24 protein-coding genes are annotated in these 19,655 nt (G+C 70.7%); 6 read left to right on the top strand and 18 right to left on the bottom strand.

Annotated features, from left to right (window positions below; genetic code table 11):
* Window positions 1-38: 38 nt before the first annotated feature.
* Window positions 39-620 carry a hypothetical protein gene (locus L3i22_RS52880; RefSeq protein ID WP_221324898.1) on the bottom strand — a complete coding sequence of 194 codons (582 nt, stop codon included), beginning with the start codon at window positions 618-620 and terminating at the stop codon, window positions 39-41.
* 153 nt (window positions 621-773) lie between these two features.
* On the opposite strand from L3i22_RS52880, the gene L3i22_RS52875 reads away from it, so the two are divergent.
* Window positions 774-1,202: an OsmC family protein gene (locus L3i22_RS52875; RefSeq protein ID WP_221324897.1), complete on the top strand. Its 429-nt coding sequence runs from the start codon at window positions 774-776 to the stop codon at window positions 1,200-1,202.
* A gap of 68 nt (window positions 1,203-1,270) precedes the next feature.
* Window positions 1,271-1,615, top strand: coding sequence for a metallopeptidase family protein (locus tag L3i22_RS52870; protein ID WP_221330600.1), 345 nt, complete (start codon window positions 1,271-1,273; stop codon window positions 1,613-1,615).
* Between the two features lie 284 nt (window positions 1,616-1,899).
* Here the strand turns inward: L3i22_RS52870 and pheA are convergent, their stop codons facing one another.
* From pheA to L3i22_RS52845, 5 genes are all read right to left on the bottom strand, one after another.
* On the bottom strand, window positions 1,900-2,847 hold the full coding sequence (gene pheA / locus L3i22_RS52865; RefSeq protein WP_221324896.1) for a prephenate dehydratase: 948 nt from the start codon (window positions 2,845-2,847) through the stop codon (window positions 1,900-1,902).
* Between the two features lie 137 nt (window positions 2,848-2,984).
* Window positions 2,985-3,584 (bottom strand): hypothetical protein, encoded by a 600-nt coding sequence (locus L3i22_RS52860; protein ID WP_221324895.1) that lies wholly within the window; start codon window positions 3,582-3,584, stop codon window positions 2,985-2,987.
* Window positions 3,585-3,624: 40 nt separating this feature from the next.
* Complete coding sequence (locus L3i22_RS52855) at window positions 3,625-4,011, bottom strand: ACT domain-containing protein (protein WP_221324894.1); 387 nt, start codon at window positions 4,009-4,011, stop codon at window positions 3,625-3,627.
* 83 nt (window positions 4,012-4,094) lie between these two features.
* Entirely contained in the window at window positions 4,095-4,556 is a 462-nt protein-coding gene (locus tag L3i22_RS52850) for a PAS domain-containing protein (protein ID WP_221324893.1), read from the bottom strand.
* An 80-nt stretch (window positions 4,557-4,636) separates the two neighbouring features.
* Complete coding sequence (locus tag L3i22_RS52845; RefSeq protein ID WP_221330599.1) at window positions 4,637-5,374, bottom strand: hypothetical protein; 738 nt, start codon at window positions 5,372-5,374, stop codon at window positions 4,637-4,639.
* A 293-nt stretch (window positions 5,375-5,667) separates the two neighbouring features.
* On the opposite strand from L3i22_RS52845, the gene L3i22_RS52840 reads away from it, so the two are divergent.
* Both L3i22_RS52840 and L3i22_RS52835 read left to right on the top strand, forming a co-directional pair.
* Complete coding sequence (locus L3i22_RS52840) at window positions 5,668-6,864, top strand: arginine deiminase (protein WP_370644334.1); 1,197 nt, start codon at window positions 5,668-5,670, stop codon at window positions 6,862-6,864.
* A 42-nt stretch (window positions 6,865-6,906) separates the two neighbouring features.
* On the top strand, window positions 6,907-7,371 hold the full coding sequence (locus tag L3i22_RS52835) for a hypothetical protein (RefSeq protein ID WP_221324892.1): 465 nt from the start codon (window positions 6,907-6,909) through the stop codon (window positions 7,369-7,371).
* 184 nt (window positions 7,372-7,555) lie between these two features.
* Here L3i22_RS52835 and L3i22_RS52830 read toward each other — a convergent pair whose 3' ends face one another.
* The 8 genes from L3i22_RS52830 to L3i22_RS52795 all read right to left on the bottom strand — a co-directional run bounded on the left by L3i22_RS52830 (window position 7,556) and on the right by L3i22_RS52795 (window position 14,808).
* Complete coding sequence (locus L3i22_RS52830; protein ID WP_221324891.1) at window positions 7,556-8,428, bottom strand: DUF5926 family protein; 873 nt, start codon at window positions 8,426-8,428, stop codon at window positions 7,556-7,558.
* A gap of 70 nt (window positions 8,429-8,498) precedes the next feature.
* On the bottom strand, window positions 8,499-9,680 hold the full coding sequence (locus L3i22_RS52825) for a sensor histidine kinase KdpD (RefSeq protein ID WP_221324890.1): 1,182 nt from the start codon (window positions 9,678-9,680) through the stop codon (window positions 8,499-8,501).
* A gap of 48 nt (window positions 9,681-9,728) precedes the next feature.
* Window positions 9,729-10,517 carry a glycerophosphodiester phosphodiesterase family protein gene (locus tag L3i22_RS52820; RefSeq protein ID WP_221324889.1) on the bottom strand — a complete coding sequence of 263 codons (789 nt, stop codon included), beginning with the start codon at window positions 10,515-10,517 and terminating at the stop codon, window positions 9,729-9,731.
* Entirely contained in the window at window positions 10,514-10,849 is a 336-nt protein-coding gene (locus tag L3i22_RS52815; RefSeq protein ID WP_221324888.1) for a rhodanese-like domain-containing protein, read from the bottom strand. Before L3i22_RS52815 ends, L3i22_RS52820 begins: the two co-directional genes overlap by 4 nt.
* 28 nt (window positions 10,850-10,877) lie before the next feature.
* Window positions 10,878-12,005 carry an LCP family protein gene (locus tag L3i22_RS52810; protein WP_221324887.1) on the bottom strand — a complete coding sequence of 376 codons (1,128 nt, stop codon included), beginning with the start codon at window positions 12,003-12,005 and terminating at the stop codon, window positions 10,878-10,880.
* Between the two features lie 147 nt (window positions 12,006-12,152).
* Window positions 12,153-13,832, bottom strand: a complete 1,680-nt coding sequence (locus L3i22_RS52805; RefSeq protein WP_221324886.1) for a cation acetate symporter — start codon at window positions 13,830-13,832, stop codon at window positions 12,153-12,155.
* A complete protein-coding gene (locus L3i22_RS52800) occupies window positions 13,832-14,191 on the bottom strand; it encodes a DUF485 domain-containing protein (protein ID WP_221324885.1) in 360 nt (119 codons plus the stop codon). The genes L3i22_RS52805 and L3i22_RS52800 overlap by 1 nt, the downstream gene beginning before the upstream one ends.
* A 110-nt stretch (window positions 14,192-14,301) precedes the next feature.
* Window positions 14,302-14,808, bottom strand: a complete 507-nt coding sequence (locus L3i22_RS52795) for a flavin reductase family protein (protein ID WP_221324884.1) — start codon at window positions 14,806-14,808, stop codon at window positions 14,302-14,304.
* 98 nt (window positions 14,809-14,906) lie between these two features.
* On the opposite strand from L3i22_RS52795, the gene L3i22_RS52790 reads away from it, so the two are divergent.
* A complete protein-coding gene (locus L3i22_RS52790; protein ID WP_255657817.1) occupies window positions 14,907-15,185 on the top strand; it encodes a hypothetical protein in 279 nt (92 codons plus the stop codon).
* Here L3i22_RS52790 and L3i22_RS52785 read toward each other — a convergent pair.
* Entirely contained in the window at window positions 15,133-15,840 is a 708-nt protein-coding gene (locus L3i22_RS52785; RefSeq protein ID WP_221330596.1) for a GntR family transcriptional regulator, read from the bottom strand. The two genes, L3i22_RS52790 and L3i22_RS52785, sit on opposite strands and share 53 nt — an antisense overlap.
* A gap of 139 nt (window positions 15,841-15,979) precedes the next feature.
* On the opposite strand from L3i22_RS52785, the gene L3i22_RS52780 reads away from it, so the two are divergent.
* Window positions 15,980-16,204, top strand: coding sequence for a hypothetical protein (locus tag L3i22_RS52780; protein ID WP_221324883.1), 225 nt, complete (start codon window positions 15,980-15,982; stop codon window positions 16,202-16,204).
* A gap of 3 nt (window positions 16,205-16,207) precedes the next feature.
* On the opposite strand, the gene L3i22_RS52775 is transcribed toward L3i22_RS52780, so the two are convergent.
* The 3 genes from L3i22_RS52775 to L3i22_RS52765 form a co-directional block, all read right to left on the bottom strand.
* The gene (locus L3i22_RS52775) at window positions 16,208-17,800 is read right to left on the bottom strand and encodes an ABC transporter permease (RefSeq protein WP_255657816.1); all 1,593 of its coding nucleotides are present in this window, start codon (window positions 17,798-17,800) and stop codon (window positions 16,208-16,210) included.
* Window positions 17,791-18,570, bottom strand: a complete 780-nt coding sequence (locus L3i22_RS52770; RefSeq protein ID WP_221324882.1) for an ABC transporter ATP-binding protein — start codon at window positions 18,568-18,570, stop codon at window positions 17,791-17,793. Before L3i22_RS52770 ends, L3i22_RS52775 begins: the two co-directional genes overlap by 10 nt.
* Before the next feature lie 401 nt (window positions 18,571-18,971).
* Window positions 18,972-19,649 carry a septal ring lytic transglycosylase RlpA family protein gene (locus L3i22_RS52765; protein WP_221324881.1) on the bottom strand — a complete coding sequence of 226 codons (678 nt, stop codon included), beginning with the start codon at window positions 19,647-19,649 and terminating at the stop codon, window positions 18,972-18,974.
* Between the last annotated feature and the right edge of the window lie 6 nt (window positions 19,650-19,655).

The raw sequence follows: 19,655 nt of genomic DNA, 5'->3' as shown, positions 1-19,655 counted from the left end.
GGTTGAATACCGGCGCTTTCGCGCGAGTATTCCGGCGGTCATCGAAGGGGGATGTCCCGGTTGTCGGAAGTCGGGGCGAACGGCGCCGTCGGCATGATGCTCAACTCCAGCGGCTCGTCCTCGTCCAGCTCGGCCGGCACCTCCCGGTGCACCGGCGGCTTCGCGGACCCGCGGCCGGACAGCCAGAGGGCGATCAACGCGGCGGCCACCGCGGCCAGCGCACACCACAGGCCGCGCCCGAGCGCCACCTTCAGGTGCTCGGCATCCTCGGCGATCATGTAGGCGCGACTGACCAGGCGACTCTGCGCGCCGAGCATCTGGATCATGGCGAGCAGCAGCGCGAACAGCACGCCGCCGGCGCCCAGCCCGGCCAGCCGGGCATACCGCTGCCCGGCGGCCGGCCCGACCAGCGCCAGCAGCACCGCGACGGTCAGCAGAAGAAGCCCGATCAGGTACGCCGCGCCGACGCCCGACAGGTCGAACAGGTCGGTCGGCAGCATCTTCGTCTCGCCGACCTCGTCACTGCCGTACGCCAACCCGTCGACCGTGGTCACCTGCCACTCGGAGATCAGCGACGCGAACGCCGCCACCCCGCCCAGCCCGGCGACCAGTGGCGCCACCCGTCGATCCCCGGTCAAGCCACGGAAGCGGCTCGGCCGTTCCGCCGAACCGAATTCGATCACTGTCCCGGACCCCGTTTCCGACATGTGATCCATGATGGGCCCTGCGTCGTCGGCCTTCCACCGGGGCCCGGATGGGCTAGCGTTCTGTTCATGCCTATTCGTACTGCCACGGCCCGCTGGGAAGGGAACCTCACCGAGGGTTCCGGCACGGTAAAGACCGGTAAGGGTGGCCTGCAGGGGAACTACTCCTTCAAGTCACGCTTCGAGGAGGGTGAGGGAACCAACCCCGAGGAGCTCATCGCCGCCGCCCACTCCGGCTGCTTCTCGATGGCGTTCTCGAAGGGTCTCGCCGACGCGGGCTTCACGCCCACTTCGGTGGAGACCGTCGCCAAGGTGCACCTCGACAAGACCGACGGCGGCTTCGGCGTCTCCCGGATCGACCTGGAGACGGTCGGTGACGTCCCCGGCATCGACGACGCCACGTTCCAGAAGATCGCCGAGGGCGCCAAGGAGAACTGCCCGATCTCGCGCCTGCTCAGCCCGGGTGCCGCGATCAGCCTCTCCGCGAAGCTCGTCTGACCCTCGTTCGCCCGCTCCGGCGCGGCCTGGCAACGGGCCGCGCCGGCGGCACAATGGTCGGTGTGCCGGTGGAGATGGATCGGAAGCGTTTCGAGGAACTCGTCGGTGATGCTCTCGACGAGGTGCCCGACGAGTTGCTGTCGTTGATGAACAACGTGGTGTTCCTGGTCGAGGACAACCCGCCGGACGGCGAGGACCTGCTCGGCCTCTACGAGGGCACCGCGCTCACCGACCGCGGCTGGGACTACGCCGGCGTCCTGCCCGACCGGATCACCATCTATCGCCTGCCCACGCTGCGCGTCTGCGACTCCGAGGACGACGTGGTGGAGGAGGTGGCGATCACCGTCGTGCACGAGATCGCCCACCACTTCGGCATCGACGACGCCCGCCTCCACGAACTCGGCTGGGGATAGATTTCGGACAATCAAGATCAACTTCAAGGTCTTCATTGCCTCGGCTGCGGCCAATAACTGATCGTCGCTCCCGCGGGGACCCTTCCGGGCCTCGCAGGGCGCGGGGCGCCCAAAAACGCGAGGCCCTCCAGGGCGATGTCCGTGGGTGGTTGCGGTTTAAAAGGACCCCGCGAGCCGCCTGCCGGCCCAAGGCCCAGCCGCGACTCACGGTCCCGGCCGGCACTCAGCCAGCCGGGCGGGTCAGCCGGGCTCACCGGGCGGGTCAGCCGGGTTCGCCGGGCGGGTCAGCCGGGCTCGCCGGAGCGGAGGCGGTCCAGCCAGGCGGAGGAGTCGGCGAAGTCGAGGTCGGAGAGGCCGGCCGGCGCCTGGACCGGCGGCTCCGGCTGGAGGCGGTGCCGGGCGTAGCTGCCCAGGAAGCGCACCTCCGCACAGATCCGGCGCAGCCCCCGCAACGCCTCCCCGAGACGCGCCCCGGCCACGTGCCCGGTGCAGTCCAGAAAGAAGAAGTACGTCCCGAGCTGCTCCCCGGTCGGCCGCGACTCGATCCGGGACAGGTTGACCCCGCGCACCGCGAGCTCGGTGAGCACCGCGAGCAGCGCCCCCACCTGATCGTGCCGGATCGACACGGCGAGCGAGGTGACGTCGTCACCGGTCGGCGGCGGCGGTGACCCCGGCCGGGTCAGCAGGGCGAAGCGGGTGACCGCCTCGGCCCGGTCGGCGACCTTCTCGGCCAGCACGGTGAGCCGGTTGCGGGGCACGCCGATCGGGGCGCAGAGGGCCGCGTCGTACTCCCCGGCGGCCGCGCTGAGCGCCGCCGCCGCGTTGGAGAGCACGTCGACCACGACCGCGTCCGGCACGTTCGCCTGCAGCCAGTGCCGGCACTGCGCGGACGCCTGCGGGTGCGCCGCGATGCTCCGGAGCTCGGTGAGCGGTTTCAGCGCGTCCGCCGCCAGCACGAACTCGACCGGCAGCAGCACCTCGCGGGCGATCATCAGCGGGCTGCCGGTGACCAGCTCGTCCAGGGTGACCGGAATGGCCCCGCCGACCGAGTTCTCGATCGGGACGAGCGCGGCGTCGGCCTCGCCGGCCCGCACCGCCTCCAGCGCCTCGGGCACGCTCCGCGCCGGGATCCGAAGCCCGTGCTCAGCGGCCGGAATGGTCCGCAGGGCCGCCTCGGTGAAGGTCCCCTCCGGGCCGAGGTAGGTGAAGCGCGTGGGCGGCGTTCCGGGCATCCCGTCAGTCTAGGACCCGGAACGTCACGCCCAGCGCCAGCACGTCACGCCCAGCGCGAGCACCCAGGGCGAGTTCCCAGCGCGAGCACCCAGGGCGAGTTCCCAGCGCGAGCCCAGCGGTCGGAACCGCGCCGACCTCAGAAGCCGCAGGCCATGACCCGGATCCCGGCCGGCGCACTGGCCTGGACCTGAGCGTTGCAGACATCCGACCCCGCCGTGATCAGCGTCAGCGTGCTGCCCTTCCCGGTGCTCACCACGCTCAACGGCTCCTGCTGATCGCTGCCCGACCCGGCCAGCTTCACCGTCGTGAACGTCCACGTCCCCGAGCAGAACGGCCCGTCCTGCACCTGCAGAGTCTTGTTCGGGATGCCGGGCTTGCCCTTGATCAGCGCGAGGATCTCCGCCCCGGTCGGCTGCCCGCTGCACTTGGCGGCCCGCGCCGGGGTGGGCGTCGGCGACTTGGTCAGCGGCGCCGCGGTCGGCGTGGTGGTCGTGGGCGTGATGACGGGCGGGTACACGTATGTCGGCGGTGTCCACGTCGGCAGCGCGCCCGGCGTGATCGGGGTGAACGTCGGCGGCGGCAGGGACACCGGCGGCTGCAGGCCGACCACCGACGGCAGACTGGCCGAGGGCGCCGGTGCGGCATCGGAACGGGAGTCGGAGTGGGACGAGCCGCAGGCCGCCGTCAGCAGCAGGGCGCCGACGGCCAGGGGGATGTAGCGGGTGTGCGGGGACACCCGGTCATGCTAGAAGCCTTACCCGGGCTGTGCCAGATCGTCAGCCGGCTATTCGGTGCCCGGCCGCGGTGAGCGTGTTGACCGCCTCGGTCAGCCGCACCGTCGGCACCAGCAGATAGTCGGTGTCGTAGGTGGAGAACGTGACGATGTTGACCCGGGCGTCGGCGAGCGGCCCGACCAGCGAGGCCAGCACCCCGGTCATCGCGGTGGTCAGCCCGGCCACGCGCAGACATCGCCAGGCGGTGTCGGCCTCGGCGCCCGCCGGCACCCGGTCGGCCAGGCAGATGATCGAGATCTCGTCCTGCCCCCAGGTCACCGAGAGGACACTCTTGTCATCCGGACCCGTGGTCAGGGAGGTGGGCAAGGGCGTACCGGCCGGCAGGCGGCACACCGCGTATTCCCCTGGTAACAGGTCTAGATCGAGCATGACGGCAGACTACGTTACGGATCGGTAACACCCAATGGTTACCGGATGCGGCGAACACCACACCGCCACGGGCAAACCGGACGTCAGTAGTGAACCGGGGAGAGAAAGGTCAACGATCCGGCCACCCGGTCGCCCGTCAGCAGCGGCGTGGAGACCGCGTCCACCGTCAGCGGCGCCTTCTCGGCATCCGGCAGGACGCGCAGCAGCCCGCGGGTCAGGCGCGCGCTGCGGACCGCGAGCAGCGGTGGGATCTTCTCCGCCTCGGGGTCCTCGAGCGGGCCCGCGCCGGCCGTGAAGTCGATCAGCTGCAGCGCCGCGGTCAGCCGCTTGCCGATCGCGTCGGACGGCTTGCCCAGCCCGAGCAGCTCGCTGCCGGACGGGGAGACGGCCACGATCGCGCCGGTCTCGTCGACGATCAGACAGGGCTCGTCGGCGACCGCCACGGTGCCGGCCCAGCGCTCGACGCCGGTGATGAATTCGGCCTCGGCCGGTGTGCGTGCCTGGGGGACGAACGCTCCCGAGAGGGAGAGCTCAACATGCGCCACCCGCTCCTCCTCGCTTCCGTCGCGCCGACCGGGCGCCCCTGGGGAACGGGGCGCCACCGTCGACGGCGTTGCAAGGAACGTTACCGGCGGGTCGGCCGCTTGTCAGCGGCCGTCTGTCCGTTGCTGTACCAACGGTAGTCACCGGCCGGCCGGTAGGGTGCGTTCGACCAGGTGGCCGGGTTGCTCGCGACCGCCGAGAGTTTGCTGGCAGTGGCCGCGGAGATGCGAGCGCCACCGGCGAGCAGCAGCCGGTCGAGCTCCTTGTCGGTGGCGACCAGACAATCCTTCGGCAGGCCGTGGACGCTGATCACACCGTTTCCGACGAACGTCAGCACCGGGGTGACCGGCACGTTCAGGCCGACCGCCGCGGAGAGTGCTTTCGCGGCACGCCGGGCGTCACGACGGGCCTCGGCCACGTACTGCGGCCGCTTACCGTTGATCTGCACCACGTCACCGGCGATCAGGACGCGGGAGCGGCCGTGGTCGGCCACGGTCACCGCATAGACGCCACCGGGGCCGATGGCGAGGAACCCGGCCCGCTCGTCGGCGGGGTCGGGCTCGTAATACGACTGGGACAGGTCGGTTCGCGGCCAGTCCACGATGTGCCACGCCGAACCGAGTCGGTCGAGGCGGGTCAGGGCGCGAGCTCCGGCCGCTTCCATGCGGCGGTTCTCGCGATCGGCGCGTCGGCGCCGGGCCCACTCCATCGGCGTCAACCGGGGCTCGAGAGCCGTCGGAGGCGCCGCATGACCGACCGGCGTCAGTGCGCGGTTGGCTGAGGGCACGGGCAGGGCAGGGCGGGCGGGGAAGACAGTCACTGCGACCTCCGGCAAAAGGTCTTTCGGGCTGGCTCTCTGTTTCCAACTACCGTACGTGCTCAGCCCCTCACGGAGAAGGGCGGCGGAGTGGAAAGAAAGAGAAAGAAGTGTGGATGAATACCGCATTCACGGACAACCTCTTCTTGCGGATAGTGCTACTCCACACGAGCGGTCCGGGGTTTCGTCGCACTCTGCCAAGTTATCCCTGACGCCGGATCGGTGCATGCCCGTCTCAGGATCTAGATCAGAACGTGACCGGGCGATCGCGTTCGGTACGGACTAACGTCGGCCTGGTGTACGTCGACAGTGAAGTCAGCCGCCTGCGCACCGTCCTCCTCCACCGACCGGGAAAAGAGCTGGCCAGGCTCACGCCGCGGAACAGCGGCTCGTTGCTCTTCGATGGCATCCCCTGGGTCGGCCGGGCCCAGGAGGAGCATGATCGGTTCGCCGAGGCACTGCGGTCCCGCGGTGTCGAGGTGCTCTATCTCTCTCAGTTGCTCGCCGAGACGCTCGCCGTGCCGGCGGCCCGCGCGGAGCTGACCGCCGGGGTGCTCGCCGACGCGCGGCTCGGCGACGGCCTGCGCGCCGGGGTCGCCGACTACCTGGCCGACCAGGATCCGGACCGGCTCGCCGAGGTGCTCGTCGCCGGTCTGGCCCATGAGGAGGTCAAGCCGGGCGGTGGCAGCCTGGTCTACGAGATGCTGGCGCGCAGCGACTTCGTCATCGACCCGCTGCCCAATCTGCTCTTCACCCGGGACTCGTCGGTCTGGGTGCGCGACCGGGTCGCGGTGACCAGCCTGGCGATGCCGGCCCGGCGGCGGGAGACCACGCTCACCCACGCGGTGTACCGGTACCACCCGCGCTTCGCCCGCGCCGAGCTGCTCTACGACCCGGCGCTGGAGCACGTCGAGGGCGGTGACGTGCTGGTGCTCGCGCCCCAGGTGCTGGCGATCGGCGTCGGCGAGCGGACCACGCCGGCCGGGGCCGAGCGGCTGGCCCGCCGGGTGCTGGCGGCCGGTCTGGCGCACACCGTGCTGGCCGTGCCGATCGCGCAGGAGCGCGCCACCATGCACCTCGACACCGTCTGCACCATGGTGGACGCGGACGCCGTGGTGATGTACCCCAACGTCGCCGACACGCTCCAGGCGTGGACCATCACTTCCGGTCAAGATCAAGAGCAATTGAGCGTACGGCCGCCGCGCCCGTTCCTGGAGGCGGCCGCCGAGGCGATGGGGATCGACCGGCTGCGTGTGATCGACACCGGCCTGGACCCGGTCACCGCCGAGCGTGAGCAGTGGGACGACGGCAACAACACGCTGGCCCTGGCCCCGCGGCTGTGCGTCGCCTACGAGCGCAACGTGGAGACGAACGCCCAGTTGGAGCACGCCGGCATCGAGGTCATCCGGATCCAGGGGTCGGAACTCGGCAGCGGCCGAGGCGGCCCTCGCTGCATGAGCTGCCCGATCCTGCGGGATCCGCTGGCCGGCTGAACCTGACAGAAGGTGTCAGGGGGCCGGGCCTAGCGTCCGGTCATGACGCTTGCCGAGAACAACTTTGACTTCTTCGTCGGGACCTGGAGCTCGAAGCAGCGGCGGCTGCGGAAGGCGCTGGCCGGGTCCGACGACTGGTACGAGGTCAGCGCGACCACCCGCTGCTGGAACATCTTCGACGGCGCCGGCAACGTCGACGAGGTCCGCTTCGGGGACTCGTTCGGGCTGACCGTGCGGTTGTACGACCCGGGCACCGACCTGTGGTCGCTCTACTGGGCGCGCAGCGGGGGCGGGCTGGCCCTGCCGCCGACCGTGGGCCGGTTCGAGGCGGACGGGTGCGGCCGCTTCTACGACGACGAGGAGTGGGACGGGCAGCCGATCCGGGTCCGGTTCCTGTGGTCCGGGATCACCGCCGAGTCGGCCCGCTGGGAGCAGGCCTTCTCCACCGACAAGGGCGAGACCTGGGAGCCGAACTGGATCGCCGACTTCACCCGGACCGGCCGCTGAGGCCACGGGTTTTCGGGTCCTTTGAAACCGCGACCACCCACGGACATCGCCCTGGAGGGCCTCGCGTTCTGGGCGCGCCAGCGCCCTGCGAGGACCGGAAGGGTCCCCGCGGGAGCGACGATCTGTACCCCGGCGGACCGAGGCAAAGAAGAATTTGATCTTCCTGCCGAAGGCCGCCGGGAGGTCAGCGCAGCGTCAGCTGGCGGCCGATCAGGCCCTGCTTGGCGCGGCGCGCGGCGGCGTCGAGCGGCTCGGTGATCGCGAACGTGTCCTGGTAGCGCTTGGCGAAGTCGGCCAGCGGCGCCTCCCAGTCGGCCGCCTCCGGCTCGCCCGGGATGTCCCAGACCGGCACCAACAGGCCGTGCGCGCGGAACATGCCGGCGAACTTGGTGTCCTCGCGCAGCACCAGCTCGCCCGCGGCGGACAGCCGGGCCAGCGTGTCCAGCCCCTGGTCCTCGTCGTCGCCGAGCACCCAGCGGACGTGGCCCTTGTCCGGCGCGATCCGGCACCAGTACGCCGCCTTGGCCGCGGCCAGGCGCACGGTCGGGTAGATCGACGCGTTCGCCCGCTCCAGCGACGCCTTCACGCTGGCGTCCTGCAGCTGCTCGGGGTCCAGCCAGTACTCGAAGCCGTCCTGCATGGTGATCTCGAGCGGGCCGTCGACCAGCACGTCCTGCAGGCGCGGGCCCTCGCCGGGCAGCGCCGGCACGGAGACCGGGTCGCCGGGCTTGGTCCGCAGCGCGGAAAGAATCGCCACGGCCAGGTCGCGCGAGACGTCCCCGGACTGGACGTGCCGCTGCAGGCCGATGAAGACCTGCCCGTCCTGGCGGGACATGGCCGGCCAGGCCATCGGGAGCACGGTGGAGAGCGTGACCGGGCGGTCGCCGTACTCCTCGACGATCTCCGGCTTCAGGGTCAGCGGCGCGGAGGCGGCCGGGACCAGCTCCCGCAGCGCGACCCACTCGGGCTCGTCGGTCAGACCCTCGAACGGGCGGGCGACGAAGATGTCGCGCACCTTGGTCTTGGGCTCGGACTGGGACTTACGACGCTTGCTCACGGGGGAACAGCCTAGGCGGTGTCGCCCGTAAAGCGGTGACGCGGCCCACCCCGGCCGGGTCAAGTCAGCCCTAGGCGCGGCGCAGGCGGACCTCGGCGACCGTGCCGCCGCCCTCACGCGGGCGCAGCGAGACCCAGCCGTGCTGGCGCTCGACCATCTGCCGGACCAGGTAGAGGCCCAGGCCGGCGCCCGGGTGGTGGTGCCGGTCGCCGCCCTCGGCCTGCCAGTACCGCTCGAAGGCGTGCTCGACGTGCTCGGGCGCGATGCCGGCGCCCCGGTCGGAGACCCGGAAGAGCAGGGTGTCGTCGTCGGTCCCGGAGCACACCTCGACGGTGCTGTCCGGCGGGGAGTACTTCTCCGCGTTCGTGGACAGCTCGGTGAGGATCGTGGCGATCGTGTCGCGGTGCCCGTACGCCTTCGGCAGGTTTTCCGGCATGTCCCCGAGCTTCAACCGCCGGCGCAGGTCGGCCGGCAGCTCCCCGGCCGCCTCGCGCAGCGCCTCGACCAGGTCGAACGGCCCGGCCGGCGCGGAGCCGAGCACCCCGTCGCTGGCCGCCGACAGCAGCCGGTCGACCAGCCGGGCCAGCTCGCCGGCCCGGTTGCCGATCACCCGGACGGCTTCCCGGCGGCCCGGCTCGCCGAGCGTCTCCCAGTGGTTGGTGAGGGTGTCCGCGTACCCCTTGATCACGGTGACCGGGGTGCGCAGCTCGTGGCTGGTGACCGCGACCCAGAGATCCCGGTCGGCCTGGGCCGGCGCGGTCACCGGGTGCACCGGCAGCCCGGCGCCGCGGCCGTAGAGCCGGCCGACCAGCCCGGCCAGCAGCTCGAGCACGGCGTGATGCTCCGGCCCGGGCTCGCCGGCGTCGGCGCCGAAGTAGACGTGCACCGAGCCGGCGAACGTGTCCCCGGCCTCGCAGCGGGCGCCGAGCATGTGCCGCAGCTCGCCGCCCTCGATCTGCCGGGCGAACTCGTCGTTCACCGAGTCGAGTGGCACCAGCAGGGTGCGGGCGCCGGACTCCAGCCGGCGCTCGACCCGGCGGCCGACGGCCGCCTCGCACACGCCGGTGGCCGCGATGATCCGGCCGTGGCCGCCGGAGTACTCCGCGAAGCCGGCGCCGCGCGCGCCGAGCACGTCCTGGGCCAGCTGGACCAGCTGCTGGAGCACGGGCAGGCCGCTCTCCCCGGCGTTGACGCGGTCGAGGACCGCGATCTGACCCCGGGTCAGCGCTGGATAGTCGGGACGATCCGGCATGTCTGCGAGTCTGCCCCGCCGCTCAGCATCCTGCAGATGTGTGCGCGATCACATCTGCTCCAGGCGTTCCAGGACGAACCGTGGCCGGTCGCTGATCACGCCGTCCACCTGGTGCCGGAGCACCAGCTCCAGATCGTCCGGCTCGTTGACGGTCCACACGTAGACCTGGTGGCCGGCCGCCCGCATCGCCGGCAGCAGACCGGGCCGGTTGCGGAGCAGCTCCACGCCCGGCCCGGCGATCCGGGAGCCGAACGGCAGCTTCCCCTTGCCGGCCATCGGCGGCAGGAGCTCCATCAGGTAGACGGTCGGCACACCGGGCGCCTGAGCGCGGATCCGGCGCAGCGCGAGCGCCGCGAAGGACATCACCGTCACCTGCACCGGATCGTCCGGCTTCGGCTCGGCCAGCCCGAACTTGCGGAGCATCTTGATCAGGCGGCGTTCCACCTCGGCGCCGTACATCGAGGGGTGTTTGGTCTCGATCAGCAGCCGCACCGCGCGGCCGGAGTCGCGCACCGCCTCGAGCAGGCGCTCCAGGGTGAGCAGCCGGCTCAGGTCGGGAAGCTCCTCGTCGGCCGGGTAGCCGGGGTGCCAGGAGCCGTAGTTCAGCCGGTCGAGCTCGGCCAGGGTGCGCCGGCTGACCAGGCCCCGGCCGTTGCTGGTGCGGCTCAGGTTCCGGTCGTGGAAGCAGACCAGGTGCCCGTCGCGGGTCAGCCGGACGTCGCACTCCAGGCCGTCGACGCCCTCGTCCAGCGCGCGCAGGTAGGCCCCGAGCGTGTGCTCGGGCAGCGCGTCGGCGCCCCCGCGATGCGCGAAGACGAGAGGCCGATAGCCGGTCACAACACCCGGGCCGGTTGCCCGTCCTCGCTGACCACGTCGCGGCCGGCCGCCGCCCACGACTGCATCCCGCCGTCTAGGTTGCGCACGTTGTCCCAGCCGTTGTTGATCAAATAGCCGACCACCTGGCCGGAGCGCCCGCCGGCGCGGCAGATCACCACGACCTCGCCGTCGTTGGGCACCTCGGCCATCCGGGCCGGCACCTCCATCATCGGCAGGTGATGGGCGCCCGGCGCGTGGCCGGCGGTCCATTCATCCGGCTCGCGCACGTCGAGGAGATAGGCGTCGGAATCGACCTGATCCGGGGTCACGCTGGGTACCTGAGGTCCGAACACGGCTACCAGCGTACGACCCCGGATTCGGTCACGACTTCTTGACCGGGTTGGCCGCCATCCACTCGGCCATCTTGTCGGCGGCGACCGCCTGGAACAGGGCCAGCGCCTTCTCCCGGTCGGAGACCACCACGGACTGCCCGGCGATCGTCTCGCTGCCCTTGTTCGGGCTGGTCAGGAACGTCAGGTTGTCGCCGCGGAGGCTGCGGAACTGCAACACCATGTCCTTGAGCGAGAAGTCCTGGTCGACGGTGACCGCCTTGGCCACCGCGTTGAGGAAGCCGTCGAGCTTGCCCGGGCTGGTCAGGGTGCCGCTGCTGGCCGCCTTGTCCATCAGCGCCTTGAGGAACTCCTGCTGGTGCTGCATGCGGGCGAAGTCGCCGCGGGGGAACTGCTTGCGCTGACGCACCCAGTCCAGCGCCTGGGCGCCGTCCATGTGCATCATGCCCTTCTTGAACACCCGGAACGGCTTGTGGATCGAGGTGATGCTCTGGTCGACCTTCAGGTCCACGCCACCGAGCGCGTCGGTGACCTCCTTGAAGCCGCCGAAGTCGATCGCCATCACGTTGTCGATCTTCACGTCGGTCAGGCACTCGACGGTGTGCACCGCGCGGGGCAGGCCACCGAAGGCGAACGACGCGTTGATCTTGGCGCGGGAGCCGTCGCTGCAGGCCGCGTCATTGCTCTTCGGGACGACCACCCACAGGTCCCGCGGGATCGAGATGAGCTGCGCAGACTTGTGGTCGGCCGGCACGTGCATGACCATCAGCGTGTCCGCGCGCCAGGCGTTGGCCGCGTCGTCCTTGGTGTCCGGGTCCCGCGAGTCGCTGCCGACCAGCAGGATGTTGACCGCGCCCTCGACCGTCTTGGCCGGCCGGTCCGCGCTGAGCCCGGAGAACGCGTTGGTCCGCTTGAGATCCTTGTCGATCCCGCTCACGTAGTTGACCGCGAAGATGCCACCGACCAGGGCGAGGATCACCGCCACGCCGCCGGCGACGAGCGCGATGCGGCCCCAGCGCGGGCGGACCCGCGGGCCCTTGCCGCCCTGGTAGGAGTGACCCCGATCGCCCGGTCCCGTGGGCCGGGCGGAAGCCGGCCCGGACGGCGGGACGGAGGCCCGTCCGGAGGAGTTGCCGCTGGGAGAGGTGGTCGCAGACATGGGACCACATTAGGTCGGAATCGCCCGTGATCCGGTTAGCCGCCAGGGGTACGGCACGAAGGTGGGAGATGGGTGCTCCCGGGCCCGGACCGGCGCGGCGACGACACCGGCCCGGGCTGAGGGGGAAGGCTTTCTTTTTGGTACGACTCAGTGCGCGCCGTGGCCGGTCAAGGAACGGACTTCCAGCTCGGCGTACTTCTTCACGTCGGTCTCCTTGGTGAGCACGGTGCCCAGCCAGCCGAAGAAGAAGCCCAGCGGGATCGAGATGATGCCCGGGTTGGACAGCGGGAACCAGTGCCAGTCCTCGTGCGGGAACATCGCGGTGGGCGTGCCGGAGACGACCGGCGAGAAGAACACCAGGATGACCGCGGAGAGCAGACCGCCGTAGATCGACCAGAGCGCGCCCGAGGTGTTGAACCGCTTCCAGAACAGGCTGTAGAGGACTGCCGGCAGGTTCGCCGAGGCGGCCACCGCGAAGGCGAGCGCCACCAGGAACGCCACGTTCAGGCTCTGCGCGAAGATCGACAACGCGATCGCGATCGCGCCGATCACCAGCGCCGAGATCCGGGCGACGCCGACCTCGTTGCGTTCGGACGCGTTGCCCTTCTTGATCACGCTGGCGTAGAAGTCGTGCGCGATGCTCGACGACGACGCCAGGGTCAGACCGGCCACCACCGCCAGGATGGTGGCGAACGCGACCGCCGCGATGATCGCCAGCAGCACCGCGCCGCCGGTGTCCCCGCCGAGGTAGTCGATGCCCAGTTTCTGCGCGAGCTGCGGCGCGGCGGTGTTGCCGGCCTTGTCCTGCGCGGTGATCGCCTTGCCGCCCACCAGAGCCGCCGCGCCGAAGCCCAGGGCCAGGGTGAACAGGTAGAAGACGCCGATGATGCCGATCGCCCAGAGCACGCTCTTGCGGGCGATCCGGGCGGTCGGCACGGTGTAGAACCGGGTCAGGATGTGCGGCAGACCGGCCGTGCCGAGCACCAGCGCGAGGCCCAGCGACAGCAGGTCCATCTTGCTGTAGAAGGTCTTCGTGGCGTCGCCGGCGGTCTCGACCCCGTACCGGAGGCCCGGTTCGAGGAACGCCGCCCCCTTGCCGGACTGCGCGGCGGCGTCACCCAGCAGCGTCGACAGGTTGAACTTGTAGTGCGCGAGCACCATGATCGTCATCACCAGGGCGCCGGTCATCAGCATGAACGCCTTGACGATCTGGACGTAGGTGGTGCCCTTCATGCCGCCGACCACGACGTAGACGATCATCAGCGCGCCGACCAGGATGATCGTGAACACCTTGGCGGTGCTCGCGTCCATCCCCAGGAACGTCTCGTCCGCGGTGATCCCGAGCAGCAGCGACACCAGCGCGCCGGCGCCGACCATCTGCGCGATCAGGTAGAAGATCGACACCACCACGGTGGAGACCGAGGCGGCGGTACGGACCGGGCGCTGACGCATCCGGAACGCCAGCACGTCGGCCATCGTGTAGCGGCCCGAGTTGCGCAGGAACTCGGCGACCAGCAGCAGCGCGACCAGCCACGCGACCAGGAAGCCGATCGAGTAGAGGAAGCCGTCGTAGCCGTAGAGCGCGATCAGGCCGGCGATGCCGAGGAACGACGCGGCCGACATGTAGTCGCCGCCGATCGCCATGCCGTTCTGGAAGCCGGAGAACTGCCGGCCACCGGCGTAGAAGTCGGTGGCGGTCTTGGTCTGCCGGCTCGCCCAGATGGTGATGCCCAGGGTGATCGCCACGAAGATCAGGAACAGCGTGATGGTCAGCGTGCGCGAGGTGCTCGACGAGGCCTCGGCCGCGAGCAGGGTGGTCGCCGGCATCAGAGAGCCCCGTCCTCGGTCGTGGTGGCCGCCGAGGCCGGGCGGGAGTCGCCCTCGATCTCGTTGTAGATGTCGTCCGCGAGCGGGTCGACCTTCTCCGCGGCGAACTTCGAGTAGTACCAGGCGATCACGAACGTCGAGACGAACTGCAGCAGGCCGAGGAGCAGGGCGACATTGATGTTGCCGAACAGCTTGACCGCCATGAAGTCCCGGGCGTACGCGGAGAGCAGGACGTACAGGGCGTACCAGAGGATGAACGCGATCGTCGTCGGGAAGATGAACCTGCGAAGGGTACGGCGCAGATGCCCGAATTCATCGGAGTTCTGCACCTCGAGATATTTCTCGGGGGTGGCCGGCACGGTGTCACCACCTTCATTGGCGGGGCGGACTTTTCCGGCACCGTACGAAGGAAAGCCGCCCGCCCCCGGTCACCGGTCGGCGTCTGCGCTGAGTGGTGGTCTGACTGCGCTCAGCGGTCGAGTCCCGAGTAGCGCCCACGAAAGTGCACCAGCGGCTCGGTCGGGGTATCCAGCTGGACCGATTCGATGATCCCCTCCACCAGCAGCGCCCAGCCGCACGGACGCTCGGACGAGAGCGAGCAGCCGGCCCAGGCCCCGGCGTGCGCCGGCACCGGGCCGTACGCCGTCTGCAGCCACTCGCCGGCGGCGAACAGCCCACCCGGCGCCGGCATCAGCCCGGCGAATTTGTCGGCGAGCTGACGGTCGGCCGGGGTCAGTGGCGTCACCGCGAACCGCCCGGCCGCCGAGACCGCGTCCCAGAAGTCGCTCTCCTCGTCGATCAGGCCCAGCACCCGGCCCGGATCGCCGTCGGCGACCAGCATGGACGAGACGGTCAGACCGGCCGGGCCGGGCGCGGTCCAGAGCGTGACCGGGGCGGCCAGCCGGCCGCGCAGCCTGCGCACCGGCGACTTCTCGCCGTCCGGGACGGCGAACGGGTCGGTGGAGTGGATGGTCATCCGATCATTCTCCCGATTACAGATCGCGCACGTAGCTATCGCATTTAATTGATCAACAGCTATTTTCCTCTGGGGACCTTTGGCGGAAGGGGACACGCATGCCCCAAGTGGCGATACGACCGGGTGACGTGGTGCACGTCGGTCCGGACGCGAGCGTGCAGTTCTCCGGCGACCGGGCGCTGACCTTCCGGATCATCCGGGTCGATCCGCGGGTCACCTACGACGGCTGGATCTGGCTGGACGGCTACGTCGTCGGCCCGGCCGGCAACGCGCTGCAGCGCCGGCGCATCTTCGTCCGCCAGGACGGGCTCCGGCCGATCCGGGTCAACCGGGTGCCCGCACCTCGTAACGGATCTCGAATTGTTGGCCGGCCTTGATCATGATGCTCACCTCGACCGCCCGTCCGCCGTCGGTGTAGCCGACCCGGAACTGACGCAGCACCGGGATGTCCTCGGGTAGGCGCAGCGCGACGAACTCGGCCACCGTCGCGGGGCGTACCGAAACCTGGTCGACCGCGCGCCGCAGCGGGTGGCCCAGCGCGGCCAGCACCGCCGATGAGCCGTCCGGCAGGCGGTGCGGCTCGGCCAGGGCTGTGCCGCGGGCCAGCGGCGTGGGGTAATACGTCCAGCTGAGCTCGGCCGGCTCGTCGTCGAGCAGCAACAACTGGTGGCGGACCACCACCGGTTCGTCCCGGTCCAGGCCGAACGTCCGGGCCACCTGGGCCGGCGCCGGGATCTCGCCGACGTCGAGCAGCCGGACCGAGCCGGTCGCGAGCGGGGCGAGGTCGGCGTCGACCGCGGCCGGGCGCCGGCCGGTGGCCACCACCGACCGGCCTTTGTGGCCGGTGACCAGGCCCTCCGCCTTGAGGATGCCCATCGCCCGGGTGACGGTCATGTTGGTGACCGCGTACCGGCGGGTCAGCTCGGCGGTGCTGGGCAGCCGCTGGTCCGGGCCGATGTCGCCGGCCAGGATCCGGGCGCGCAGATCGCCGGCGAGCTGTCGCTGGCGGGAGCGATGGCCGTCGTCGGGCACGGCAGCCAATGCGCATCCTCCTCGATCCGAGTGAACAAAAGGCCGCGGATCATGGTGCCCTATTAACCCTCGAAAGTGGACTATCGGTGGGGTGTCATCTGATTACACATTTTGTGTAATGTCGTGCGGGGGTGCCGTAATGACCGACGACCTGCCTCGCGCAGGAGACGTGCTGCACGTCGGTGGCGCCGCGAGCGTCCAGTTCGCGGGCGATCGGGCGTTGACGTTCCGGGTGATTCGCGTCGACTCGCGACTCACCTATTCCGGCTGGCTGTGGATCGACGGATATGCGCTGGGACCGTCCGGCGACGCGACGGAACGGCGACTGATATTCGTACGCCGGGATGGTCTGAAGAAAATATGACGACTAGCGCGGCGTGATCGCGGCGAGCACTTCCGGCATGCGGCGATCAAGCAGATCCCCGGCCATTCCGGAACCGATCAGATACGCGGCGATTCCGTAACCCAGGCCGATCGGCAGCCCGGCCCACGTCCAGGCCGGCCCGAGCAGATGGCCGGCCAGCAGCACCGGCAGCGCCCCGAGCAGGCCGCCCAGCATCCCGGCCAGGCCGGGCAGGCCCTTGGCCAGGCTGCCGCCGGACGAGACGGCGAACGGGCCGGTCGACTCGGGCAGGGCGTAGGCGGCGCGCACTGAGATCGGCAGCAGCACGGCGAGCCCGGTGCCGTAGACCGCGAGCAGCGTGCCCAGCCGCGCCGGAATCCCGGCCGGGTCGTGGGCGAGCAGCCCGGCCAGCACCGCCACGACGATCAGCAGCGGAGACGTGACCAGGGCGTGCGCGGTGGCCCGCGAGTGGATCTCCAGGCGACCGGGGATCCCGACCGCGACGTTGGTGGCGTAGGCGCTGCCGTCGTAGCCGAACTGGTTCGCCAGCGCCACCGGCGCGAACGCCCCGACCAGCACCGCCATGCCGCTGACGAACTCGGCATTCGGCCCGATCACCGAGGTCACCGGCAGGAACAGCCCGGCCATGGTGAGCGCGACGAGACCGGCCCGCCGCCGGTTCTCCCGCCACCAGTAGCGCGTCTCGCGGGCCACCAGGGCACCGAACCGGGTGCGCGGCCACCAGCGGAACATCAGCTGATCGACCGGGCCGCGGCCGTCGGCGCGCGCGGAGACCCGGCGCCCCGCCGAGGACAGGCCGGTCATCGCCTGTTCCAGCGTGCGGTTCCACCAGAGCACCAGGCCGCCGATGGCGGCCAGATCGATCAAAAGCTTCAGCGGTACGGCCCAGCCCCGCCCCGCCGCCACGTCCAGGCCCACCGAGTACGGCGCCCCCAGCGGTGTCCACCCGGCGACCTCGGCGATCCCGGCCACGTTGTCCCAGTCCGCCTTGTTCAGCAGCCCGAGCAGCAGCAACTGCAGCGGCCCGACCGACGCGGCCACCACGGCCAGCATGATCGTCGCCAGGTCCCGGGCCCGGCGGGACCGCAGCGCCGTCGCGAACGCGCTGGTCACCGCGCGGCTCAGGGCCACGCACAGGAGCAGCCCGCCGAGCACTCCGACGGCCTGGGCCAGCCCGGCGAGCGGGCCGCCGAGCCGGGCCGCGGTGTCCACCATCCCGGCCGTGGCGGCCAGCGTGGCCAGCGCCGGCAGCCCGATCAGCGCGGACGTGCCGAGCCCGGCGATCAGCGTGCGGCGGGAGAGCGGGAGCAGCGCGAACCGGGCCGGGTCCAGGGTCTCGTCGACGCCGAAGAAGAGCAGCGGCAGGAAGAGCCAGCCGAGCACCAGCAGCGCGCCGCCGAACGGCAGCAGGATCTCCGCCGCGTGCCGCTCGTGCAGCAGCCCGGGCAGGGCGAAGGCGGCGTAGCCGAGGACGGCGAGCACGGTGGCGCCGAACGCCCCGAGGACGAACAGGGTGATCCGGGCCGGGCGCCCGCGCAGGCCGTTCGCGGTGATCCGGAGCTTCAGCCGGACGAACGGCCAGACGCTCACAGCCACGCCAGCTCCGAGCCGGTCGCCACCCGGCCACCGACCACCTGCACGAACACGTCCTGCAGCGAGCGGCCGGAGCGGACCACGTCCAGCGTGCCGTGCATCCGGAGCACGCCGTCCGACATGATCGCGACGTGCGAGCAGAGCCGCTCCACGACCTCCAGCACGTGACTGGAGAAGACCACGGTGCCGCCGCCGGTCACGTACCGCTGCAGGATGTCCCGGATCAGCGCGGCCGACACCGGGTCGACCGCCTCGAACGGCTCGTCCAGCACCAGCAGCCGCGGCGCGTGCAGCAGCGCGCAGGCCAGGCCGATCTTCTTCTTCATGCCGGCCGAGTAGTCGATCACCAGGGTGCGGTTGTCGACGCCGAGCTCGAGGACGTCGAGCAGGTCCCGGGCGCGCTGGTCGACCACGGTGGCCGGCATGCCGCGGAGCAGGCCCTGGTAGGCCAGCAGCTCCGGGCCGCTCAGCCGGTCGAACATGCGGTTCGCGTCCGGGAGGACGCCGACCAGGGACTTGGCCTCGGTGGGGGACTGCCAGACGTCGTACCCCAGCAGGAAAGCCTGACCCGCGTCGGGCCGCAGCAGGCCCACGGCCATCGAGAGGGTGGTGGTCTTCCCGGCGCCGTTCGGGCCGAGCAGGCCGAAGAACGAGCCGGCCGGGACGTCCAGGCTGACGCCGGAGACCGCGAGCTTCGCGTCGAAGTGCTTGACCAGCCCGCGCAGCGCCATCGCCACGGGTAGCTCGCCCGTGCGTTGTGCCGGCACCGTCATGCCCTGCAACCTAGCCGGGCGCCGGGGCCGCGACCAGCCTGAACACCCGCGCTCGCGGGTGATGTGACGGTCCGGGCAGAACGGGATGGCGGTTCGGCCGATCGGGCGGTTTCCACAATGGAGGAATTGTCGCCGATAAGTTCAGTGGATTGACATTTCCGGCATGGCTGTAGCCATTCTCACAGCGGCCCGGATCGGCTTGCTCGATCGACGATGATTGGCGCAAGATCTGGCGCGGCCGACCGAAATATGCCGATTATTTGCTGCGTCACGGAAATAGCTGGGCGCCATTTCTGGCGCTCGAACGGGCCCGGGTGTTCCGCGGTGTAAACGGGGGAACGCGGAACACTCGGGCCCGATCAGCCCACGCAGCGTGACGGTGTGATTATCGGCCGTTGTTTTTAACCAACCCGCTCGATGACCGCGCGCCGGATCAGGAACTTGCCGGCCTCGCGCACCTGCTCGAACGCGGCGTTGTTGAGCAGCACGCAGCTGCCCGAGGTGGTCTGCACGGTCACCGTGATGCTCTTGTTGTTGTCCAGGTTGGTGACCTTGAGCTTGGTGCCGATCGGGAACGTCCCGCTGGACGCGAACGGCGCGCCGGCCTCACCGGAGAGCGTCACGGTCGAGCCCTTGCAGACGACCTCACCGGCGCCGGTCCCGGCATTGTTCGCGGGGGCCGTGGTGGGCGCGGTCGTGGGCGCCTTGGTCGGGGCCTTGGTCGGCGGCTTCGTCGCGGCCCTGGTGGGCGCGGTGGTGACCGGGGCGGCCGGCGCGGCGATGTTCGTGGTGCACCCGGCCTGCTTGCGCTGCAGGTTGATCAGGTCGACCACGGCCTGCCGGTTCGCCAGCACGGCGTCGGTCTGCGCGTTCGGGTGCGCCTTCTGCTCGTTCATGAAGGAGATCGTCTCGCGCAGCGACTGGTCGAGCCCGTCACACGTGGTGGAGGCCATGCTCATCCCGGTGCCGACCGCGATCCCGCCACCGACCAGCACGGCGACCGCGGCGCCGATCGCGATCTTGCGGTTGCGTCCGGTGATGCCACTGCCGGGCCGTTTGTAGCTGCGTGATCTCCTCATGCCCAG

Source organism: Actinoplanes sp. L3-i22 (genome assembly GCF_019704555.1).
Classification (GTDB): Bacteria; Actinomycetota; Actinomycetes; order Mycobacteriales; family Micromonosporaceae; genus Actinoplanes.
This window is presented reverse-complemented; position numbering and strand designations above follow the sequence as displayed.

Excerpts from the sequence above, each read along its gene's own strand:
- L3i22_RS52780 (WP_221324883.1), top strand. The coding sequence starts at position 15,980 with ATGACCGACGACCTGCCTCGCGCAGGAGACGTGCTGCACGTCGGTGGC.
- L3i22_RS52790 (WP_255657817.1), top strand. The coding sequence starts at position 14,907 with ATGCCCCAAGTGGCGATACGACCGGGTGACGTGGTGCACGTCGGTCCG.
- L3i22_RS52765 (WP_221324881.1), bottom strand. The coding sequence starts at position 19,649 with ATGAGGAGATCACGCAGCTACAAACGGCCCGGCAGTGGCATCACCGGA.
- L3i22_RS52770 (WP_221324882.1), bottom strand. The coding sequence starts at position 18,570 with ATGACGGTGCCGGCACAACGCACGGGCGAGCTACCCGTGGCGATGGCG.
- L3i22_RS52875 (WP_221324897.1), top strand. The coding sequence starts at position 774 with ATGCCTATTCGTACTGCCACGGCCCGCTGGGAAGGGAACCTCACCGAG.
- L3i22_RS52825 (WP_221324890.1), bottom strand. The coding sequence starts at position 9,680 with ATGCCGGATCGTCCCGACTATCCAGCGCTGACCCGGGGTCAGATCGCG.
- L3i22_RS52835 (WP_221324892.1), top strand. The coding sequence starts at position 6,907 with ATGACGCTTGCCGAGAACAACTTTGACTTCTTCGTCGGGACCTGGAGC.
- L3i22_RS52855 (WP_221324894.1), bottom strand. The coding sequence starts at position 4,011 with ATGCTCGATCTAGACCTGTTACCAGGGGAATACGCGGTGTGCCGCCTG.
- L3i22_RS52810 (WP_221324887.1), bottom strand. The coding sequence starts at position 12,005 with ATGTCTGCGACCACCTCTCCCAGCGGCAACTCCTCCGGACGGGCCTCC.
- L3i22_RS52795 (WP_221324884.1), bottom strand. The coding sequence starts at position 14,808 with ATGACCATCCACTCCACCGACCCGTTCGCCGTCCCGGACGGCGAGAAG.
- pheA (WP_221324896.1), bottom strand. The coding sequence starts at position 2,847 with ATGCCCGGAACGCCGCCCACGCGCTTCACCTACCTCGGCCCGGAGGGG.
- L3i22_RS52805 (WP_221324886.1), bottom strand. The coding sequence starts at position 13,832 with ATGCCGGCGACCACCCTGCTCGCGGCCGAGGCCTCGTCGAGCACCTCG.